The organism is Corallococcus sp. Z5C101001 (genome assembly GCF_007352635.1).
Lineage (GTDB): Bacteria > Myxococcota > Myxococcia > Myxococcales > Myxococcaceae > Corallococcus > Corallococcus silvisoli.
In genome coordinates this window covers 1137981-1153371 of the sequence record NZ_VKLU01000005.1, presented here as the reverse complement: position 1 = coordinate 1153371, position 15391 = coordinate 1137981, and the positions used below count along the sequence as shown (strand labels likewise).

Annotated in this window: 16 protein-coding genes and 1 pseudogene; 7 read left to right on the top strand and 10 right to left on the bottom strand. The window is 68.7% G+C overall.

Features of this window, described 5'->3' with window-relative positions; genetic code table 11:
- Nucleotides 1-59: 59 nt before the first annotated feature.
- A pseudogene (locus tag FOF48_RS15095) lies at nucleotides 60-410 on the bottom strand (transposase); the annotation flags it as partial.
- 77 nt (nucleotides 411-487) lie between these two features.
- On the opposite strand from FOF48_RS15095, the gene FOF48_RS15090 reads away from it, so the two are divergent.
- The 5 genes from FOF48_RS15090 (at nucleotide 488) to FOF48_RS15070 (ending at nucleotide 4593) form a co-directional block, all read left to right on the top strand.
- Complete coding sequence (locus FOF48_RS15090; protein ID WP_143902062.1) at nucleotides 488-802, top strand: IS66 family insertion sequence element accessory protein TnpB; 315 nt, start codon at nucleotides 488-490, stop codon at nucleotides 800-802.
- Nucleotides 803-805: 3 nt separating this feature from the next.
- Entirely contained in the window at nucleotides 806-1171 is a 366-nt protein-coding gene (gene tnpB / locus FOF48_RS15085; protein WP_143902060.1) for an IS66 family insertion sequence element accessory protein TnpB, read from the top strand.
- 58 nt (nucleotides 1172-1229) lie between these two features.
- The gene (locus FOF48_RS15080) at nucleotides 1230-2699 is read left to right on the top strand and encodes an IS66 family transposase (protein ID WP_143902237.1); all 1470 of its coding nucleotides are present in this window, start codon (nucleotides 1230-1232) and stop codon (nucleotides 2697-2699) included.
- 219 nt (nucleotides 2700-2918) lie between these two features.
- Complete coding sequence (locus FOF48_RS15075) at nucleotides 2919-3374, top strand: hypothetical protein (RefSeq protein ID WP_143902058.1); 456 nt, start codon at nucleotides 2919-2921, stop codon at nucleotides 3372-3374.
- A 370-nt stretch (nucleotides 3375-3744) separates the two neighbouring features.
- Nucleotides 3745-4593, top strand: coding sequence for a hypothetical protein (locus tag FOF48_RS15070; protein WP_143902056.1), 849 nt, complete (start codon nucleotides 3745-3747; stop codon nucleotides 4591-4593).
- A 61-nt stretch (nucleotides 4594-4654) separates the two neighbouring features.
- On the opposite strand, the gene FOF48_RS15065 is transcribed toward FOF48_RS15070, so the two are convergent.
- The 6 genes from FOF48_RS15065 to FOF48_RS15040 all read right to left on the bottom strand — a co-directional run bounded on the left by FOF48_RS15065 (nucleotide 4655) and on the right by FOF48_RS15040 (nucleotide 10917).
- Nucleotides 4655-5461, bottom strand: a complete 807-nt coding sequence (locus FOF48_RS15065) for a hypothetical protein (RefSeq protein WP_143902054.1) — start codon at nucleotides 5459-5461, stop codon at nucleotides 4655-4657.
- A complete protein-coding gene (locus FOF48_RS15060) occupies nucleotides 5458-6159 on the bottom strand; it encodes a DUF4956 domain-containing protein (protein WP_143902052.1) in 702 nt (233 codons plus the stop codon). The genes FOF48_RS15065 and FOF48_RS15060 overlap by 4 nt, the downstream gene beginning before the upstream one ends.
- A 5-nt stretch (nucleotides 6160-6164) precedes the next feature.
- Nucleotides 6165-7877, bottom strand: a complete 1713-nt coding sequence (tmk, locus tag FOF48_RS15055) for a dTMP kinase (protein ID WP_143902235.1) — start codon at nucleotides 7875-7877, stop codon at nucleotides 6165-6167.
- 7 nt (nucleotides 7878-7884) lie between these two features.
- On the bottom strand, nucleotides 7885-8604 hold the full coding sequence (locus FOF48_RS15050; protein ID WP_143902050.1) for a VTC domain-containing protein: 720 nt from the start codon (nucleotides 8602-8604) through the stop codon (nucleotides 7885-7887).
- A 13-nt stretch (nucleotides 8605-8617) separates the two neighbouring features.
- Entirely contained in the window at nucleotides 8618-9892 is a 1275-nt protein-coding gene (locus FOF48_RS15045) for a hypothetical protein (RefSeq protein WP_143902048.1), read from the bottom strand.
- Nucleotides 9893-10116: 224 nt separating this feature from the next.
- Complete coding sequence (locus FOF48_RS15040) at nucleotides 10117-10917, bottom strand: hypothetical protein (RefSeq protein WP_143902046.1); 801 nt, start codon at nucleotides 10915-10917, stop codon at nucleotides 10117-10119.
- Nucleotides 10918-10947: 30 nt separating this feature from the next.
- On the opposite strand from FOF48_RS15040, the gene FOF48_RS15035 reads away from it, so the two are divergent.
- Nucleotides 10948-13170 carry a serine/threonine-protein kinase gene (locus FOF48_RS15035; protein ID WP_143902044.1) on the top strand — a complete coding sequence of 741 codons (2223 nt, stop codon included), beginning with the start codon at nucleotides 10948-10950 and terminating at the stop codon, nucleotides 13168-13170.
- 23 nt (nucleotides 13171-13193) lie between these two features.
- Here the strand turns inward: FOF48_RS15035 and FOF48_RS15030 are convergent, their stop codons facing one another.
- Entirely contained in the window at nucleotides 13194-13526 is a 333-nt protein-coding gene (locus FOF48_RS15030; RefSeq protein ID WP_143902042.1) for a rhodanese-like domain-containing protein, read from the bottom strand.
- 100 nt (nucleotides 13527-13626) lie between these two features.
- Here FOF48_RS15030 and FOF48_RS15025 point away from each other — a divergent pair, with 100 nt between their 5' ends.
- The gene (locus FOF48_RS15025) at nucleotides 13627-14010 is read left to right on the top strand and encodes an iron-sulfur cluster assembly accessory protein (protein WP_143902040.1); all 384 of its coding nucleotides are present in this window, start codon (nucleotides 13627-13629) and stop codon (nucleotides 14008-14010) included.
- A 73-nt stretch (nucleotides 14011-14083) separates the two neighbouring features.
- Here the strand turns inward: FOF48_RS15025 and FOF48_RS15020 are convergent, their stop codons facing one another.
- Together FOF48_RS15020 and FOF48_RS15015 are read right to left on the bottom strand one after the other, a co-directional pair.
- On the bottom strand, nucleotides 14084-14602 hold the full coding sequence (locus tag FOF48_RS15020; RefSeq protein ID WP_143902038.1) for an acyl-CoA thioesterase: 519 nt from the start codon (nucleotides 14600-14602) through the stop codon (nucleotides 14084-14086).
- A gap of 34 nt (nucleotides 14603-14636) precedes the next feature.
- Nucleotides 14637-15386 (bottom strand): deoxynucleoside kinase, encoded by a 750-nt coding sequence (locus FOF48_RS15015; RefSeq protein ID WP_143902036.1) that lies wholly within the window; start codon nucleotides 15384-15386, stop codon nucleotides 14637-14639.
- Nucleotides 15387-15391: the final 5 nt, after the last annotated feature.

The window sequence follows — 15391 nt, the reverse complement described above, 5'->3', positions numbered from 1 at the left end:
CTTCTCGTTGACTTCAATCTCAACCATATCTTGGAGGGGGAGGCGGCGGGCGCGAGTGGCTATGCGGCAGCCAGCCGCGCCATCCGCACCAGGTTGTACGCGGCGCCCACCAGGTAGGCCGCCAACTCCGTCCGCTCCCTGCCTTTGAAACGCGTCTTTCGGAAGCCGCCCACCGTCTTCATCCAGCCCCAGACTTCTTCGATTCGCTTCCGTATCCGCTGGCTGGTGGCGTAGCCGACGGGCCTCGTCGTTCGCCGGTCGATGGCCGAGCGATGTCGCGGGTCCGTCGTCTGGGCAATGTGCGGCGTCACGCCCATGCGCCGGCAATCCGCGACGAAGTCCCTCGTGTCGTAGCCCTTGTCCGCACCCACGGAGGCACGTGCGTTTCGGGACTTCATCCCCTCGAGCATCATCACCGGTATCCGTCCGGCCAACGACGTGCTGAGAGGCGTTGAGTGAGGCGTCGGCGCGGTGGACCCTGGGGTGCATGTCGAAGCCAGTGGAGAAGCCGGAGTGGGCGCACGTCGCGGAAGCTTTCGAGGCGAGCGGGCTGACGCAGAAGGCGTTCTCCGCGCAGCGAGGCGTGCGGCTGAGCACGTTGCAGTCGTGGGTGTACCGGGCACGACGTGCCGCGACGACACGAGCCGAGCCGGTGAGACTCTTGCCGGTGCAGGTGGCGGCGAGTCCCGCGGCGACGGAGTCCCTGCTGGAGGTGGTGGCCGAGGGCGGAGCGCGGGTGCGCTTCGCCGTGGGCACGGACGTGGCATACGTGGCCCGGCTCGTCGCGGCGCTGGGGCGCTAAGCCGTGTTCGCCCTGCCTGCGTCGGTGCGCGTGGTGCTGGCGGTGGAGCCGGTGGACATGCGCAAGTCGATTGACGGGCTGATGGCGCTGGTGCGCACGGCCTGGGGCGAGGACGTCTACTCGGGGCACCTCTTCGCCTTCGTCTCGCGCAAAGGGGACCGCATCAAGGTGCTGACGTGGAGCCGGGGCGGCTTCGTGCTTCTCTACAAGCGGCTGGAGGCGGGGAGATTCCGGCTACCGCCGGTGGACGCGGGCGCGCAGGCGGTGACGCTGGACGCCACGCAGTTGGCCATGCTGCTGGACGGCATCGACGTGGCGCACGTACGACGCCCGCCCGCCTGGACGCCTCCCGGGCGCACGGGCACCTGACGCACCTGTCCCGGGACGCTGAACGGCGGTGGCGTGTTGAGGCCAGGTGCCCCGAGAGCTGCCGCAGGACCACTTCTGCCCCTGGCGCGAGGAGGCGGAGGAACTCAAGGAGCGCCTGACGTCGCTGGAGGCGAAGATGGCGACGCTGGAGCGCCACGTCTTCGGCCGTAGGGCGGAGAAGCTGCCCACGGTGGCCGCCGAGTTGCGCGGGGACGAGGACTCGACGGCGGCCCGGGCGGAGGCCGCGAAGCAGAAGCGGCAAGAGCGGGCCGCCCGCAAGGCCGAGGAGGCCCCGGCGCGGGAGATTCGCCACGCGGTGCCTGCCGAGGAGCGCCACTGCCCCGCCTGCGGTAGCGAGGACTTGAAGCCCCTGGGCAAGGGCCGCACCTCGGTGGTGTACGAGTACATGCCGGCCCGCTTCGAGAAGCAGGTGCACGTGCAGGAAGTCCTCGCGTGCGCGTGCGGCCGGGGCGTCGTCACCGCTCCGCCTCCAGCCCGGGTGGTGGACCGGGGCGAGTACGGCCCCGCCTTCCTTTCCCACGTGGCGACGTCGAAGTGCGCGGACGCCATGCCCCTGCACCGGTTGGCCCAGCGGATTGAGCGCGGTGGGGTGCCCATGAGCCGCAGCACGCTGACGGACCTCTTCCACCAGGCCGCCTCGGTGCTGATGCCTCTCTGCCAGCACCTCTTGCAATGCATTGCGTCCGCGGACGTGGTGTGGGCCGACGAGACGCCCGTGCGCGTGCTGGACGTGAAGAAGACACGCCAGGGCTACCTCTGGACTTTCCTCACCCAGACGCCCGAAGGGCAGTGGCTCATCGGCTACCGCTTCAGCCTGGGCCGGGCCAGCAAGACGCCGAAGGAAGTCCTGGGAGGCACCACGGGGGCCCTCGTGGTGGACGCGTACACCGGCTACAACGCGGTGACGCTGCCCGAAGGGCGCGTGCGCGTCGGGTGTTGGGCCCACGTGCGTCGCCGCTTCTTCGAGGCGCTGCCCACCGCGCCCGAGGCCCGCGAGGCCCTGGACTTCATCCTCGCCCTCTACCGGGTGGAGGCCCTGGCTCGTGACGCGGGCGTCGTGCGCACCGACGCGCACCGCGAGCTGCGCCAGCAGCAAAGCTTCCCCATCCTCACGACACTGCGCGCGTGGATGGAAGCACAGGCCCCGCGCCACCTGCCCAAGGGCCCCATGGGCCAGGCCCTCTGCTACGCCCTGACGCGCTTTGCTTCCGACGCGCGCCTTCCCCTGGACAACAACCGCTCCGAGGCCGCGCTGCGCAAGGCGGCCCTGGGCCGAAAGAATTTCCTCTTCGTCGGCCATGAGGCCGCGGGGGCCAACCTCGCAGGCCTCTACGCCCTGGTGGCCACCTGCGAGGCCAACGGCGTCAATCCCGAGGCCTACCTCGCTGACGTGCTGCTGCGCGTGCAGACACACCCTCACTCGCGCATCGGTGAACTGCTACCCCACGAGTGGAAGTGGCGACGCGCTGCTGGCCCACCGGATTCACCCCTCCAGCTCTGTCGCTAAACAGCTCACTCCTCGCGGCGCTCGCCGAGCACGGCCGAGGTCCGCCTTCAATCCTTCCGGCACGTCGTCGGCCGGACGGTTACGCTCCGCCGGCTCCGCGTCCGCGATGAGCGCAGGGACGACGTCCACTTCGGCTTCCTCGTCCTCGGCTGCTGCGTCATGCTCCTACGACGGCTCTGTCCTGATGTTTGTTAGAGCCTGTAAGGGGATGTCGAATCAATGAATGATGAATACTTCAGGGCGATGTTGCAGTCGGATGATGAGTTTGAGGTCCTTCGAGGGCTGTCTGACTTGGGAGGGGTGGAGGGGGCTGCTCCTGGTGATGATGTGATGGAACTTGCCTTGGCGTATTTTGGTTGCCCTGATGCTGATTGGAGAAGGCAGGCAGTGCTTTCTGTTTCGGTTCACTGGGCTTATTTCCCGTCGTTTCCTCGTCTTGTTGAGATGTTGGATGAGGGTGAAGATGTTCTTGGGCCGGTGATCATGGCGATTGCTCGAGTCGCTGCTAGGTGGCCCGAGCTGAAGGGGGATGCGCTTTTGGTGTTGAGGCGTGTCTTCGAGGAACGGGCGCGTCCTCGTTGGGTTGGGAATTTGGCGTATGTTTGTTCTAGGTGGATGTGTGGTGAGTTGGATCCCGTTTTGTATGCAAAGGGTATTTCGGATCCCGGGGGGTGAGTGTTGATGAGGGGTGGTTTGATGCTGCGGCTCGTCGTTGTGGCGTTGCTTCTTCAGGGGGGAGCAGGCCATGATGATGTCTGGTGCTGCTCCGCAGGCGACGGCGGGTGGGCTTGCGCCGGGGGTTTGAGTGTCTCTAATGGGTTGTGGAAAAATCTTTGACTTCAAGAAAGCTCTTGCCAGTGGCGACGCGTGCTCAACATGCGCTCATTCATTGGATGGCGAATGCTGATGGTGATAATGGCGGGAGTTTCTTTGAGGAGCCTGTCAGTCCTCTTCATGCATTGGATCTTGGGGCGCCGCAAACTCCGCTGCCTCCTTTCAGGAGTTCTGGGACGACTGCAGGCGGAAGTAGTGGAGGGATGAGTCCGTGAATAATGATGAATATGTCGTGAATTGTGGTAAGTATGTTTCGGTGTTGCGCGGCTTGGGGTTGCCTGAAAAGGCAGTTGCGTATTTGACTGGTGAGTTGAGGTTGCCGAATGAGGTGGCCGATGTTCCATTTCATTACTATGGGTTCCCTCCTGCCCTCATTCCTCTTTGGAGTAGCCAATCAGGGCCCTCGTACTATGGCTATTGGTGGCATTGGGGTATGGAACGCAGGACGACCATGGTGCATGTGGGCGTTGAGGGCGGGTGCCGGGTTACTGAGTATGCGCGAGACTTGACGCAGCTGTTGACGACGATTGCTCTCAATGAAGTTGTGTCGGATGAGAAGGTTACGGATGGGTTGAGAGAATTTGCGAGGGTCGCGGAGGTTGATGATCTTGAGGGATTGGAGAGAATTGCCTGGGAGTCTGGTGATTTGTTGTATGGTTTATTGAAGAGGCCTGAGTTTCGACACGATCCTCCAGTCTCTTGTTTTGAAGACGAGCGGCTGTATCCAGGGGATTTTCCCACTAAATTCAATGTGGTTGGTAAGCGAGATTTGACCCATTTCGCGGGATTGGAAGGGGAGCGGGAAGTCGCTGCCGTGATCGCAGCCCAGCCTGATGCTCCGGAATGGTTCAGGTCGAACCGGCAGCGAGAAGTTTTTGACGGCTGTTTGCGGGCTGGAAACTATTCGGGCGCTTGGATGTCGCTGAATTCTTCAGGCTGGAGTCTCGCAGATGCGGGGAGAGCGCTTGCCGAGCTTGCTCGCAGGACTGGAGACCCGATTTTGTTTTCGATAACGGACGCCTGGATTGCGAACAATCCGCCCAAGATCGGTGGGTACTGAATGAGACTCCCTCGCGACGTGTTTTCCGCACGCGAGGCAGTCTCTTGAATGGTGAACCGGCCTACGGCTTCTTCACGTCGTAGGACACCAGTTCCTCCGTCCGTTCCCCTTCCTCGCGAACCTTGCCCACTCCGGGGACCAGCCAGTACATGCGCTGCTTCTCCTCCTTCACCTCGCCGCTCTTGTTCAGCTTGTCGCGCTGGACCTTGATGGCGTTGGTGAACGTGCCCGCGGGCGTCGTCACCGCCACGTCCTTCTCCAGTACCTTCCAGACGTAGACGGGCTCCTTCCCCTCCGTTCCTCCCGCGGAATACGTGATCAGCTCCCGCACCTTGTCCTGGTGCTCCCAGGGCACGGAGGCCGGTGTCGCGGACAGGGACTTCATCATCGCCGGGGACCACGTGGTCGTCTTCGTCGGCAGGCCGTCCGTGACGTCCTCCTCGCGCAGCCTCACCACCAGCCCATTCGTCAGCTCCAACTGCCAGGAGTTCTCCTCGTACACCGTGCCCGTCGTCGCCGTGCGGTCCTGCTTGCTGTGCACCTTGACCGCCGTCATCGACGTGTCAGGCACCGTCTCCGTGCCTCGCACCGTCACCACCTTGTTGAACACCCCGTTCGCTGGGTCCGTGATGCGATAGGTCCAGGTCGAGCCCGTCGTCAGCGGCCACAGCGAGGTGGACTCGGCCTGCTGATCGGGCTTGGTCGTCCCCGAGCCCGGGTCCACCGGGTTTCCCGGCAGGTCCACCGAGCCGTCCGGATTCGTCGTGGGCGCGCCCGGATTGTTCCCCGTGGGCAGGCTTCCCGCGCCACCGCACGCTGCCAGAGCCCCGCACGCCGCGAACAGCACCGCCAGCTTCCTGAACTTCATGCCATCTCCTCCTGCGCGCCCTTGGCGCTCACCGCCGTCCACCGCAGCCCCCGCAAGGGCTCCCCTTCCGTCCGCCCCAACGCCGCCGCCAGGGTCCCGGGCTCCGGCTCCTCCACCTCCAACTCCAACCGCCGCGCGGAGAAGTCCAACGCGCAGCTCTTCACCAGCACGTTGCGCTCCCCCAGCGCGCTGCGCAGCGCCGCCTCCGCGCGCACCAGATCGTCCGACTGCGCGGACAACACCAACCGCTGCTTCGCCGCCACCACCTTCTTCTCGAACAGGTCCAGCAACAGCAGCAGCGTCGCCACGAAGCCCGTGCCCACCAACGCCACCACCAGGTTCCCGTGGCCACACGCCATGCCCAGGCCAATCACCAGGAACAGGATGGCCGCGTCCCGAGGGTCCTTCAGCCCCGAGCGGAACCGCACGAACCCGCCCAGGCCCACCAACCCGAACGCCTTCGCCACGCTGTTGCCAATCACCGCCGTGATCACCGCCGCCGCCGCGCAGAGGAGGATCTGCGCCTGTACCATCTCCACCCTCGGCAGCGGCTTGCCCAGCACCCGCCGCCAGGGGCGCGACGACAGCAGCGCCCCGATGAGCGCCGACGCCACCAGCCGGGGGAGGAGGGCCCCCATCGACAGGGCCGATAGCTCCTGCTCCACGTCCTGGAACAACGCCGCGAACGGACCGTCCATGGGCGTCATACCTCCCTCCGCCCCTCATCCGCGTCGGACGACTCCAACAACGGTCTCGTCGCGCGCTGCGCCGGCTCCAACGCCCGGGCCTGCGCCACCACCGCGTACGCATTGCGCAGCACCGGCAGCTTCCCGGCCTGCTCCGCCAACACCCGGTCCAGCAGCGCCCGCGTCTCCGCCACCAGCGGCAGGCCCCGCATCGAGGACACCACCGTCGCTGGCCACCGACCCACCGCCTGCGCCCGCAGCTTCCATGCGCGCGGATCCGCCATGCCATCCACGGAGTCCAGCGCCTCCTTCGTGAGCTTCGCGCCCCGCTCGCGCATCGCCCAGGCGCGCGGCGAGTCCACCCCGGTGAGCGAACGCAGCACCAGCTTCAGCGCCCCCTTCTCCAACTGTTCGCGCAGCCCCACCGCCACCGGCGTCTCCAGCCCCGTGGTGCTCCTCAACACCGCCAGCCGGTCATGCTTGAGCAGCGCCTCGCGCAGCGCGTCCGCGCGCTCCGTGGCCAGGCCCCCCAGGCTTCGCGCGACCTCGGCGTAGCGCTTCCGCTGCATGCCCGCCTCGCGCACCACCCACGACTCCTCACCGTCCACTCCCAGGAGTCCCAGGAGCACAGCGCCCAGGTGGCCGTCCTTCAGGCCCCGCTCGCGCAGCGCCCACGACGCGGGCGAGTCTTGTCGCTTCAGTCCCTCCAGCACCGCCTCCGGCGCCTGCGCATACAGCCGCTGACGGAGCGCGTGCGACCGCGGGGAGGCGACGAAGCCCAGCCCCTCCGCGACATCCACTGGCACGCTCGCGGACAGCACGTCGCGCAGCGTCCACGCCGTCTCGTCATCCAGCCCCATCAGGCTTCGCGCCACGAGCCCCGGGAACCGCTCCGCGTACGCCAGCCGGCGCTGGTGCGCGGGCGCGCCCGGGATGCCGTTGAGCAGCCATGCCGCCAGCTGCGGCTCACGCACCTCCAGCCCATCCAGCGCATGGAAGAAGCGCGCCTCCACGTCGTCCACCGACGCAACCCCCGGCGGCGGAGGCGTGGGGGCGGGCACCAGCCGCTGCACCGGCTGCTCACGCCCCTCCAGCCTCGCGACCACGGCGTCCACCAGCCGCTGCTCCAGCACGCGCAGCGGCTGATCATTGTTCTCCAGGATGATCCACCGCGCGGGGTCCCTCCGGGCTTGGGCCAGGAACGCCTCGCGCACGCGCACCGCCAGCCCCGCGCCCGCCAGTCCCTTGCGGCTGTCCGTGTCGTGGGTCTTCCCGCTCTGCACCTTGCCCAGCCGCTTGCGCAGGCGCGCCAGGTCGGGGTCGACGTCCACCAGGACGACCAGGTCCGGCCACAGCCCCTGCGACGCCAGCTCGCACGCGGGCCACAGCGCCTCCTCCTTCACGCCCCGGCCTCCCCCCGTCAGCGCCAGCTGCGAGTAGAGGTACCGGTCGGTGATGCACACGTCGCCCCTTCGCAGCGCCGGCGCGATGACCTCCTCCAACTGCTGCGCGTCGCGGGCCAGATTGAGGAAGAACTCCGCGCGCGGGCCCATCTCCAACAGCCGCGCGTCGCGGGTCAGCTCGCGGATGCGCCGGGCAGTGGGGGACTGCAGCTCGCCACCCTCGCGCGCGTGCGCCACCTTGTAACCCAGCCGCTTCAGCCTCGCGGCGAGCAGGTTGGAGAGCGTCGTCTTGCCGCTGCCGTCAATGCCTTCGAAGTCGATGAACACGGTGCCTCTATCCCCTCGCAGCCCCAACCCCATCCGCGGCGAAGCCATGCACCCTCGCCATGCCTTCCGCGAACTTGCTGTACGCCGTCGTGCCCCCCGGATTGAGGGCCGCCAGCCACTCGGGCAGCTCCGCCCCGAGGTGCTTCACCTCCACCACCACCCGCGCGTCCTCGAACGCCGGCAGGCCCAGCCGCTCCACCGTCAAGGCCGTGGGCGCGAGCGCCAGCTCCGGCGATACCTCGTGGAAGCCGATGTCCCGATCCACGGTCACTCGCCACGTCCGCGACACCTGATACACGTGCCGCCGGTACGTCACCGCCAGCACCGGTGACAGGCTTCCTCCCGCGATGAGCGGCAACAGGCTCACGCCCCCGTGCAGCGCCCGGCTCAGCTCCGCGCGCGGCACCCAGACGCGCCGCTTCTGCGTGAGCCCGGAGCGCTCGCGCTTCACCTCCAACACCACGCGCTCGCGGCCCGCCGCGCCCACGTCCGGCGAGTACTCCTTCGTCCTCACCTTGATGCAGTTGTCCGGCGTGAGCACCGCGCGCTCCGCCAGCGGAAAGCCCTCCTTGTCGAAGTACACCGACACGATGCGGGTCGGCGGTGGCAGGTATCCGCCCAGCTCCTGCGACAGCCGCGTGCACACCCCCTTGGCCTCGGGGCCCTCCAGCACGCGCTTGAACTCGCGGCGCAGCTTGGTCACTTCGCCCTCAGCGAATGAGATCATCTCCGACCTCCCCTCAGCGGAAGCGGGTGGCGAGCTGGACCGACAGCTCGAGCGCGGGCGCCACGTCCCCCGGACGGAGCGCTCGCTCGGCCTGGAACTGCGCCTTGAAGGAGTCCGCCAGCAACACATTGAGGCCCCCCGTCACCGAATGCCCCTGTGCCTGGATTCCACCGTGCAACTGCAGTGCCTCCGCTCCCACCACGGGTTGCACCGCCCAGCCCTGATGGCCCACCGGCACTGTCCAGGACGCGAGCACCGACTGCGAGCGGAACGGTCCCAACGTCAGCCGTCCCGCCGCCACCTCTCCCGTCAACGCCAGCCCCCACCGCTCGAACTCAGCGTCCGCCGCCGTCGCGTACTGCTGCGTCCCGTCCAGCACCTGCGTGAGGTACGTGCTGGTCCCCACCGTCAGGAACTTGAAGGGCTGCGCGCTCAGTCGCGCGGAGGCGTCCTCGCTCAGCCGCTTCCCTCCGGCGTCCTTGCCGCCCTCGAAGAGCCCCGTGGAGAGCTTCAGGCCCCACGCCTCCTTGATCCGCACCTCGCCCATCAGCCCCAGCCGCCGGCCGCCCAGCCCGTTCGTCTCCGTGAGGTAGTCCTCCACCAGCCCTCGCGACTGGATGGGCAGCAGCCAGGCCGACTCCTGCGAACGCTGGAGGAAGGGCGACTTGAAGCGCCCCGCGTACAGCCGCACTCGCTTGGCGTCGTCCGCCAGCCGCACGAAGGCGTCCTTGAGGATCGTCTTGGACGCGAGATCCGCGCTGACCTCCGCATCCAGGTTGGACAGCGACGCGGCCACGCCCACTCGCGCCGATTCGATGCCCAGGTTGCGCGCGTACTGGACGCGCTCGTCGGCGCGCGCCTGCGCGAACACGCGGCCGAAGACTCGGATGCGCTGCCTCGGCGCGCCCTTGTCGTCCGCCTTGTCCGCTTCGTCCGGTGCCTCGCCCAGCGTCTCCGCCTTGGGGCCGGTGTCCTTCTTCGGCTTCTTCTTCGTGCCTGGCACCGCCGCGTCCGGCACTGGAGCGCTCGGGTCGCCCACCTCATCGGGCGCGTCCATCACCGGGCTCTGCCGCGAACCGGGGGGCATCGCTTGCGCCACCGCGCCGTCCAGCCCGTCCTTGTTGGAGGAGCCGTCCTCCTCGGACATGCGTCGCGGGGGCTCCACGTCCTCCGGCTCCGCGTCCTCGTCCGGGACCGGCTCAGCCCCCGCCACCGCCGGCAGGCCAAGGAGGACCGCGACGAGCAGTCCCCACCGCCACCGCTTTTCCTCCAGCCCCCTCCCGCCCATGCCCGTTGTCTCCCCGCCCGAGGAATGCCCACGCCGTCCGGCTTGCTGCCTGCCCACCCGTGCAACCCCGGTGCCCAACGCGAGGCGGTGGACTACCGGACACCCAGGCGCGCCTGTCGGTCCGGATGCCTCGTGACATGGATGTGACGTGACCCGCCGTGAGAAGGTTTTTTCTCTCGCGGGGTGGGGGAGGACTGTAGGGACGGCCTGTAAGAAAGCCGGTGTTACCGATCCACTGGTGGATCCACCGGCGGGGCTACAGCAGGGGCCCCGGGTGAAGCTCCCATCGGCGCGGACGCGGACGGCTCGGAGGTCGCGGGCGCGGAAGGGGCCGGCTCGGCCGCGGGCGGCTCGGAGGCCGCAGGAGCGGGCGACTCGGCGGCCACCGGATCAGACGCGGGCGGCTCGGAGGTCGCGGGCGCGGAAGAGGCTGGCTCGGCCGGGGGCGGCTCCGCGTTCCCCTCGCGCCGCGTCACGGCGCGCAGCACTCGCACGAGGAGTCCCGCCGCCGCGATCGCCAGCAGGGTGCGCCAGACGAAGGTGGGCACCGGGGGCTCACTCACGGTGAACCGTGCGTGAAGGGCCTTCGGCCTCGTGGTGAGAAAGCGCACGTCCACGTCCCAGATGCCAGCCGCGTCGGGGACGAACTCCGTGCTCCAGCCCACCGCGTCACGCGTCAGCGTGCGCGTCACCTGACCGGGCACGCCTTCCCGGGAGAACGCGACCGTGACGGCGCCCTGGAAGGGGGGCCCCTGGAGGTTTCCCACCGACAGCGTCAGCCGCAGCGGTTCGCCGGGGCGGGGGAGGGCGGGGGTGAGGAGGCCGGTCAGCTGGTCTTCGGCGTCCCTCCAGGACAGCGACAGCAGTTCGCCCTTCCGCTCGACCTGGATTTGATCCGGCGCCGGAGCCGCGGCGGCATGCAGGGCCAGCAGGCAGGTCGCGACGACCCACCCCAGGAAGGAGGCCCGGCGCCTTTGCCTCGACGGCCGCTGTCCCCTAAGATGCGCTGCCCTGTCACCCTTCACTGAGCCCGCTCCCCCCGGGGAGTACCCGGGATGAACCCTCAAGCATTCGGGAAATACCAGCTCCTCAAGAAGCTCGCCACGGGCGGCATGGCCGAAGTCTGGCTTGCGCGTCAGACCGGAATCGAGGGCTTCCAGAAGGACGTCGTCGTCAAGCGCATCCTCCCGCACCTCGCCGAAGACCGCGAGTTCGTGGAGATGTTCAAGAACGAGGCGATGATCGCCGCGCGCTTCAACCACCCGAACATCGCGCAGGTGTACGAGTTCGGAGAGGCCAACGGCACCTATTACATCGCCATGGAGTTCATCCACGGCGAGGACCTGGGCCGGGTCATGCGCAAGGCCAGCGGGATGAACCAGTGGATCGCCCGGCCGCTGGCGATCCGCATCGTCGCGTCCGCGTGCGAAGGCCTCTACTACGCGCACAGCCGCGCCGACGACGCGGGGCGCCCGCTCAACGTGGTGCACCGGGACATCTCCCCGCAAAACATCCTGATCAGCTTCGATGGTTCGGTGAAGCTGGTGGACTTCGGTATCGCCAAGGCGGCGGACCAGGCGTCGATGACGAAGTCCGGCGCCATCAAGGGCAAGTTCGCGTACATGGCGCCCGAGCAGGCCGGGGGCAAGCACCTGGACCGGCGCGCGGACATCTTCGCCATCGGCCTGGTGCTGTACGAGATGCTCACCGGGCACCGGCCGCTCAAGAAGGACTCGGAGCTGGCGACGCTGCAGGCCGCCATGGAGTGCTCCATCCCGTCCCCGTCCGAGGTGGCCGACGTGCCCCGGGACATGGACCACGTGGTGATGCGCGCGCTCGCGAAGAGCGCGGATGATCGCTACGACAACGCGCGGGAGTTCCAGACCGCGCTGGAAGAGCTGCTCGTCAACGAGCGCTGGCTGGTGACGTCCGGGCAGATCTCCGAGCTCATGAAGACGCTCTTCGCGGAGCGGCTGGAGGAGGAGCTGCGGCAGGGCCAGTTCGTGCCGGTGGGCGAGGACTCCAACACGGCGCCGCCCCGGCCGCCCCCGGAGATGAGCTGGGAGGCGCCGCCGGGCGAGTCGTCCCAGCAGCGCGAGCGCTCGCGCGGCAACACCCGCACGGGCTCGGCGCCCCGCCGGGCGACGGGCATCGCGCCCGCGCTGGTGGATGACCCGAACGAATACGACGCGCCGTCGCTCACCGGCGTGGAGTCCCAGCCCCGGCGCCGCTCCAGCGCGTCGGAGCCGGCGGTGCGCCGCAGCACGTCCTCCAGCAATCCGGGCGTCACGCAGGTGGCGCGCACCAACTCGCGCTCGGACCTGCGCAGCCAGTCCCTGGACGACGACGTCCCCGCGCCCCCGCCGCCCCGGCGCACGATGTCGCGCGCCGTGCCGGTGTCGGAGCCGCCCGTGCGTTCGCGCTCGGGCGTGCACCGCATGGACCTGGAGGACGACGAGCGCACGCGCCTGCCTCCGCCGGAGGATGACCCGGACACGGTGCCCGCGCCCGCGCCGCGCCGCCGCACCAGCAGCAGCCATCCGTCCGCCGTGGAGGCGCCGCGCCGCCGCACCTCCAGCCGCGTGGATGCCCCGCGGGCCCGTCCCCCAGCCCCGGTGGAGGAAGACGACTCCGGCGAGCGCCGTCCGTCCCGCTCCAGCGCCCCCGCGCTGCCAGAGCCGCCGAAGCCCAAGAGCGGGAGCGTGCGCACGGTGGCCATGGTGGGCTTCGTGGTGGGCCTGCTCGCGGTGCTGGTGCTCTTCCGCGAGCCCATCATGCTGGCGCTCACCTCCAAGGCCGCGGACGCGCAGGGCGTGTGGCTCACGGTGAACACGAACCAGCCGGTGAAGGTGTCGGTGCGGCACACGGACCGCTGCAACAGCCCGGAGCCGGTGACGGTGCTGGGCACCGCGCCGCTCACGCGCGTGGCGGGCGCCCACCTGCAGGACACGCTCATCCTGGAGAACGACGCCCAGGGCATCTACCTGGAGGACTCGGAGGAGCTCGCGTTCGGCCAGCCCGGAGAGCTCAAGACCTTCGAGCGCAGCTTCAAGGAGGGCACCCTCAAGCTGAAGATCCTCCCCAAGAGCGTGACGGGCCTGTCCGTCTACCGGAACAACCAGCTCATCGGGAACGCCAGCACGACGCTCAAGCTGATGGAGGGCAAGCACATCCTGGAGCTGCGCGGCGCCAAGCTGAAGGAGCCGGTGACGTTCGAGGCGAAGGTCAGCCCCAACGAAGTGACGGACCAGACGCTGAACCTGGACACGTCGCTGTAGTTCCGGCCCGTCTCCTGGCGCGGTCAGTAACGCGGCAGGGACGGGTCCACGGTGCGCGAGTACAGGTCGATGCCGCCCTGGAGCGACACCGCCTCCAGCCCCTGGTCGAGGAGGTACGCGGCGCCGTCCAGGCTGCGCACCCCGTGGTGGCAGTAGACGACAATGGGGCGGCCCTTGAGGGCCTCCAGCGCGTCGTGGAAGTCCTCCAGCTCCGGCAGGGGCATCAGCACCGAGCCGGGCAGGGCCACCCATTCGTGCTCGTGCGCGAAGCGCACGTCCACCAGGACGGGGCGCGACTCAGGGGGGCCGGCCAGGCGCCGGGCCAGCTCGGCGGGGGTGATTTCAGGGATGGGCATGGGGGCTATCTTGTGTTGTGCCAGGACGGGCCCTTGAGGTCCCTTGGCTTTTCGGGCGCCAGGGCGTTATGAGGCGCTGTTCACGAGGAGATTGAAGCACATGGATACTTCTACCGTCGTCGCCGACTCCACGCCGGCCTCCCAGCCCGCCGCCACCGCGCCTGTCGTCCTGACGGCCGCCGCCCTCGCCCAGGTGAAGACGGTCATCCAGGCCCAGGGCTTCCAGGGCTACTTCTTCTCCATCCGCGTGGTGCCCTCCGGGTGCAGCGGCCTGGGCTACGACCTGAACCTCGTCAAGGAGACGAAGGCCGGGGATCAGCTCTGGGAGCAGGACGGCGTGAAGATCGCCACCGACGCGCTGAGCGCCCAGTACCTGTCGGGCACGCACATCGACTACGTCACCAGCATCACCGGCGCGGGCTTCAAGTTCGAGAACCCCAACGCCAAGTCGTCCTGCGGTTGCGGCACGTCGTTCACCACCTGAACCTTCCAGGCGACGGGGGACCCAAGGGCCGGGGTGGGACGCCAGACAGGCGTGCCCCCGGCCCTTCGTGCGTTCAGGCGCCGGCCACGGGCTTCATCACCTTCATCCAGGACTGCTCCTCCTGGCCGCGGCCGCGGCGCTGGGCGCGGCGGGCCTCGGCTTCCTGGAATGCCTGGCGCTCCGCCTCCGACTCCAGGAGCAGGGGCGGCACCGGCACGCCCTTGCCGTCCTGGCCCTGCGCCACGAACGTCAGCAGCGCGCTGGTGGTCAGGTGCCGCTCACCGGTGAGCGGGTTCTCCGCGTGCACGGTGACGCCTACCTCCAACGAGGTGCGGAACGTCGCGAGCACGCGCGAGTGCAGCAGGGCGATCCATCCCACGCGGATGGGGGCATGGAAGTGCAGGTCGTCCATGGACGCCGTCACCACGACCTGACGGCAGTGGCGCTGGGCGGCCACGGCGCCGCAGATGTCGATCCACTGCATCACCTTCCCGCCGAACGCGGCGTTCAGGTTGTTGGCGTCCGGGGGGAGGATGAGCTGCGTCATCACCACTTCGGAGTCGCGCGGGCTCTTGGGGCTGAGGTCGTGCATGGCGCTTGGCAGCGTCGCACGAAACGGCGCGGCGTCAGGCCAGGAATGCGGAGACGCGGTCCATGAACTCCTCGCGGCCCGGGCCCCGGCGGATGTCCTGCTTGGAGACGTCCACCACCAGGCAGTCCACGCCGTACTTCTCCTGGAGCACCTGCGGGAAGCCCGCGTAGTAGCCGTTGAGGCCCTTGAGGAACTGCCGCCCGATGCCCTTCTCCTCCGCCCGGCCGCGCGTGCGGATGCGCTGGAGGAGCACGTCCTCGGAGGGCACGTCGAAGCAGATGACCTTGTCCGGCCGGACGATGTGGCGCGACAGCCGCTGGAAGTACTCGTAGTACAGGTCCAGCTCCGCGTTCGTCATGTGCCCCAGGCCGTGCAGGTACTTGGCGAAGATCTCCGGATCCTCGTACAGGGTGCGGTCCTGCACGCAGCTCTTCCTGACGGAGTGGATGAGCTCGTGGTGCTCCACGCGCCGGATGAGGAACTCCAGCTGCAGCGTGAACGACCACCGCGACATGTCGCCGTAGTAGTCCCGCAGGAAGCGGTTGTCGATGACGGGCTCGTCGAACAGCTCGAAGCCGAAGCCCTGGCTGATGAGCTTCGCGGCCGTCGTCTTGCCCGCGCCGATGTTGCCCGCCAGCGCCACGAAGCGCTTCGCGCGGGGCACCTTCACCTTGAGCCGGTTGCGGGCGGAGGGCTTCGGTTCGGAGCTGGCCGGGGGCGGCGCCTTGGACGAGGGCGGCTCGGTGCGGGTCGCCGGACGCGCGCGGGCGGTGGTGCGGGGCATGGAGC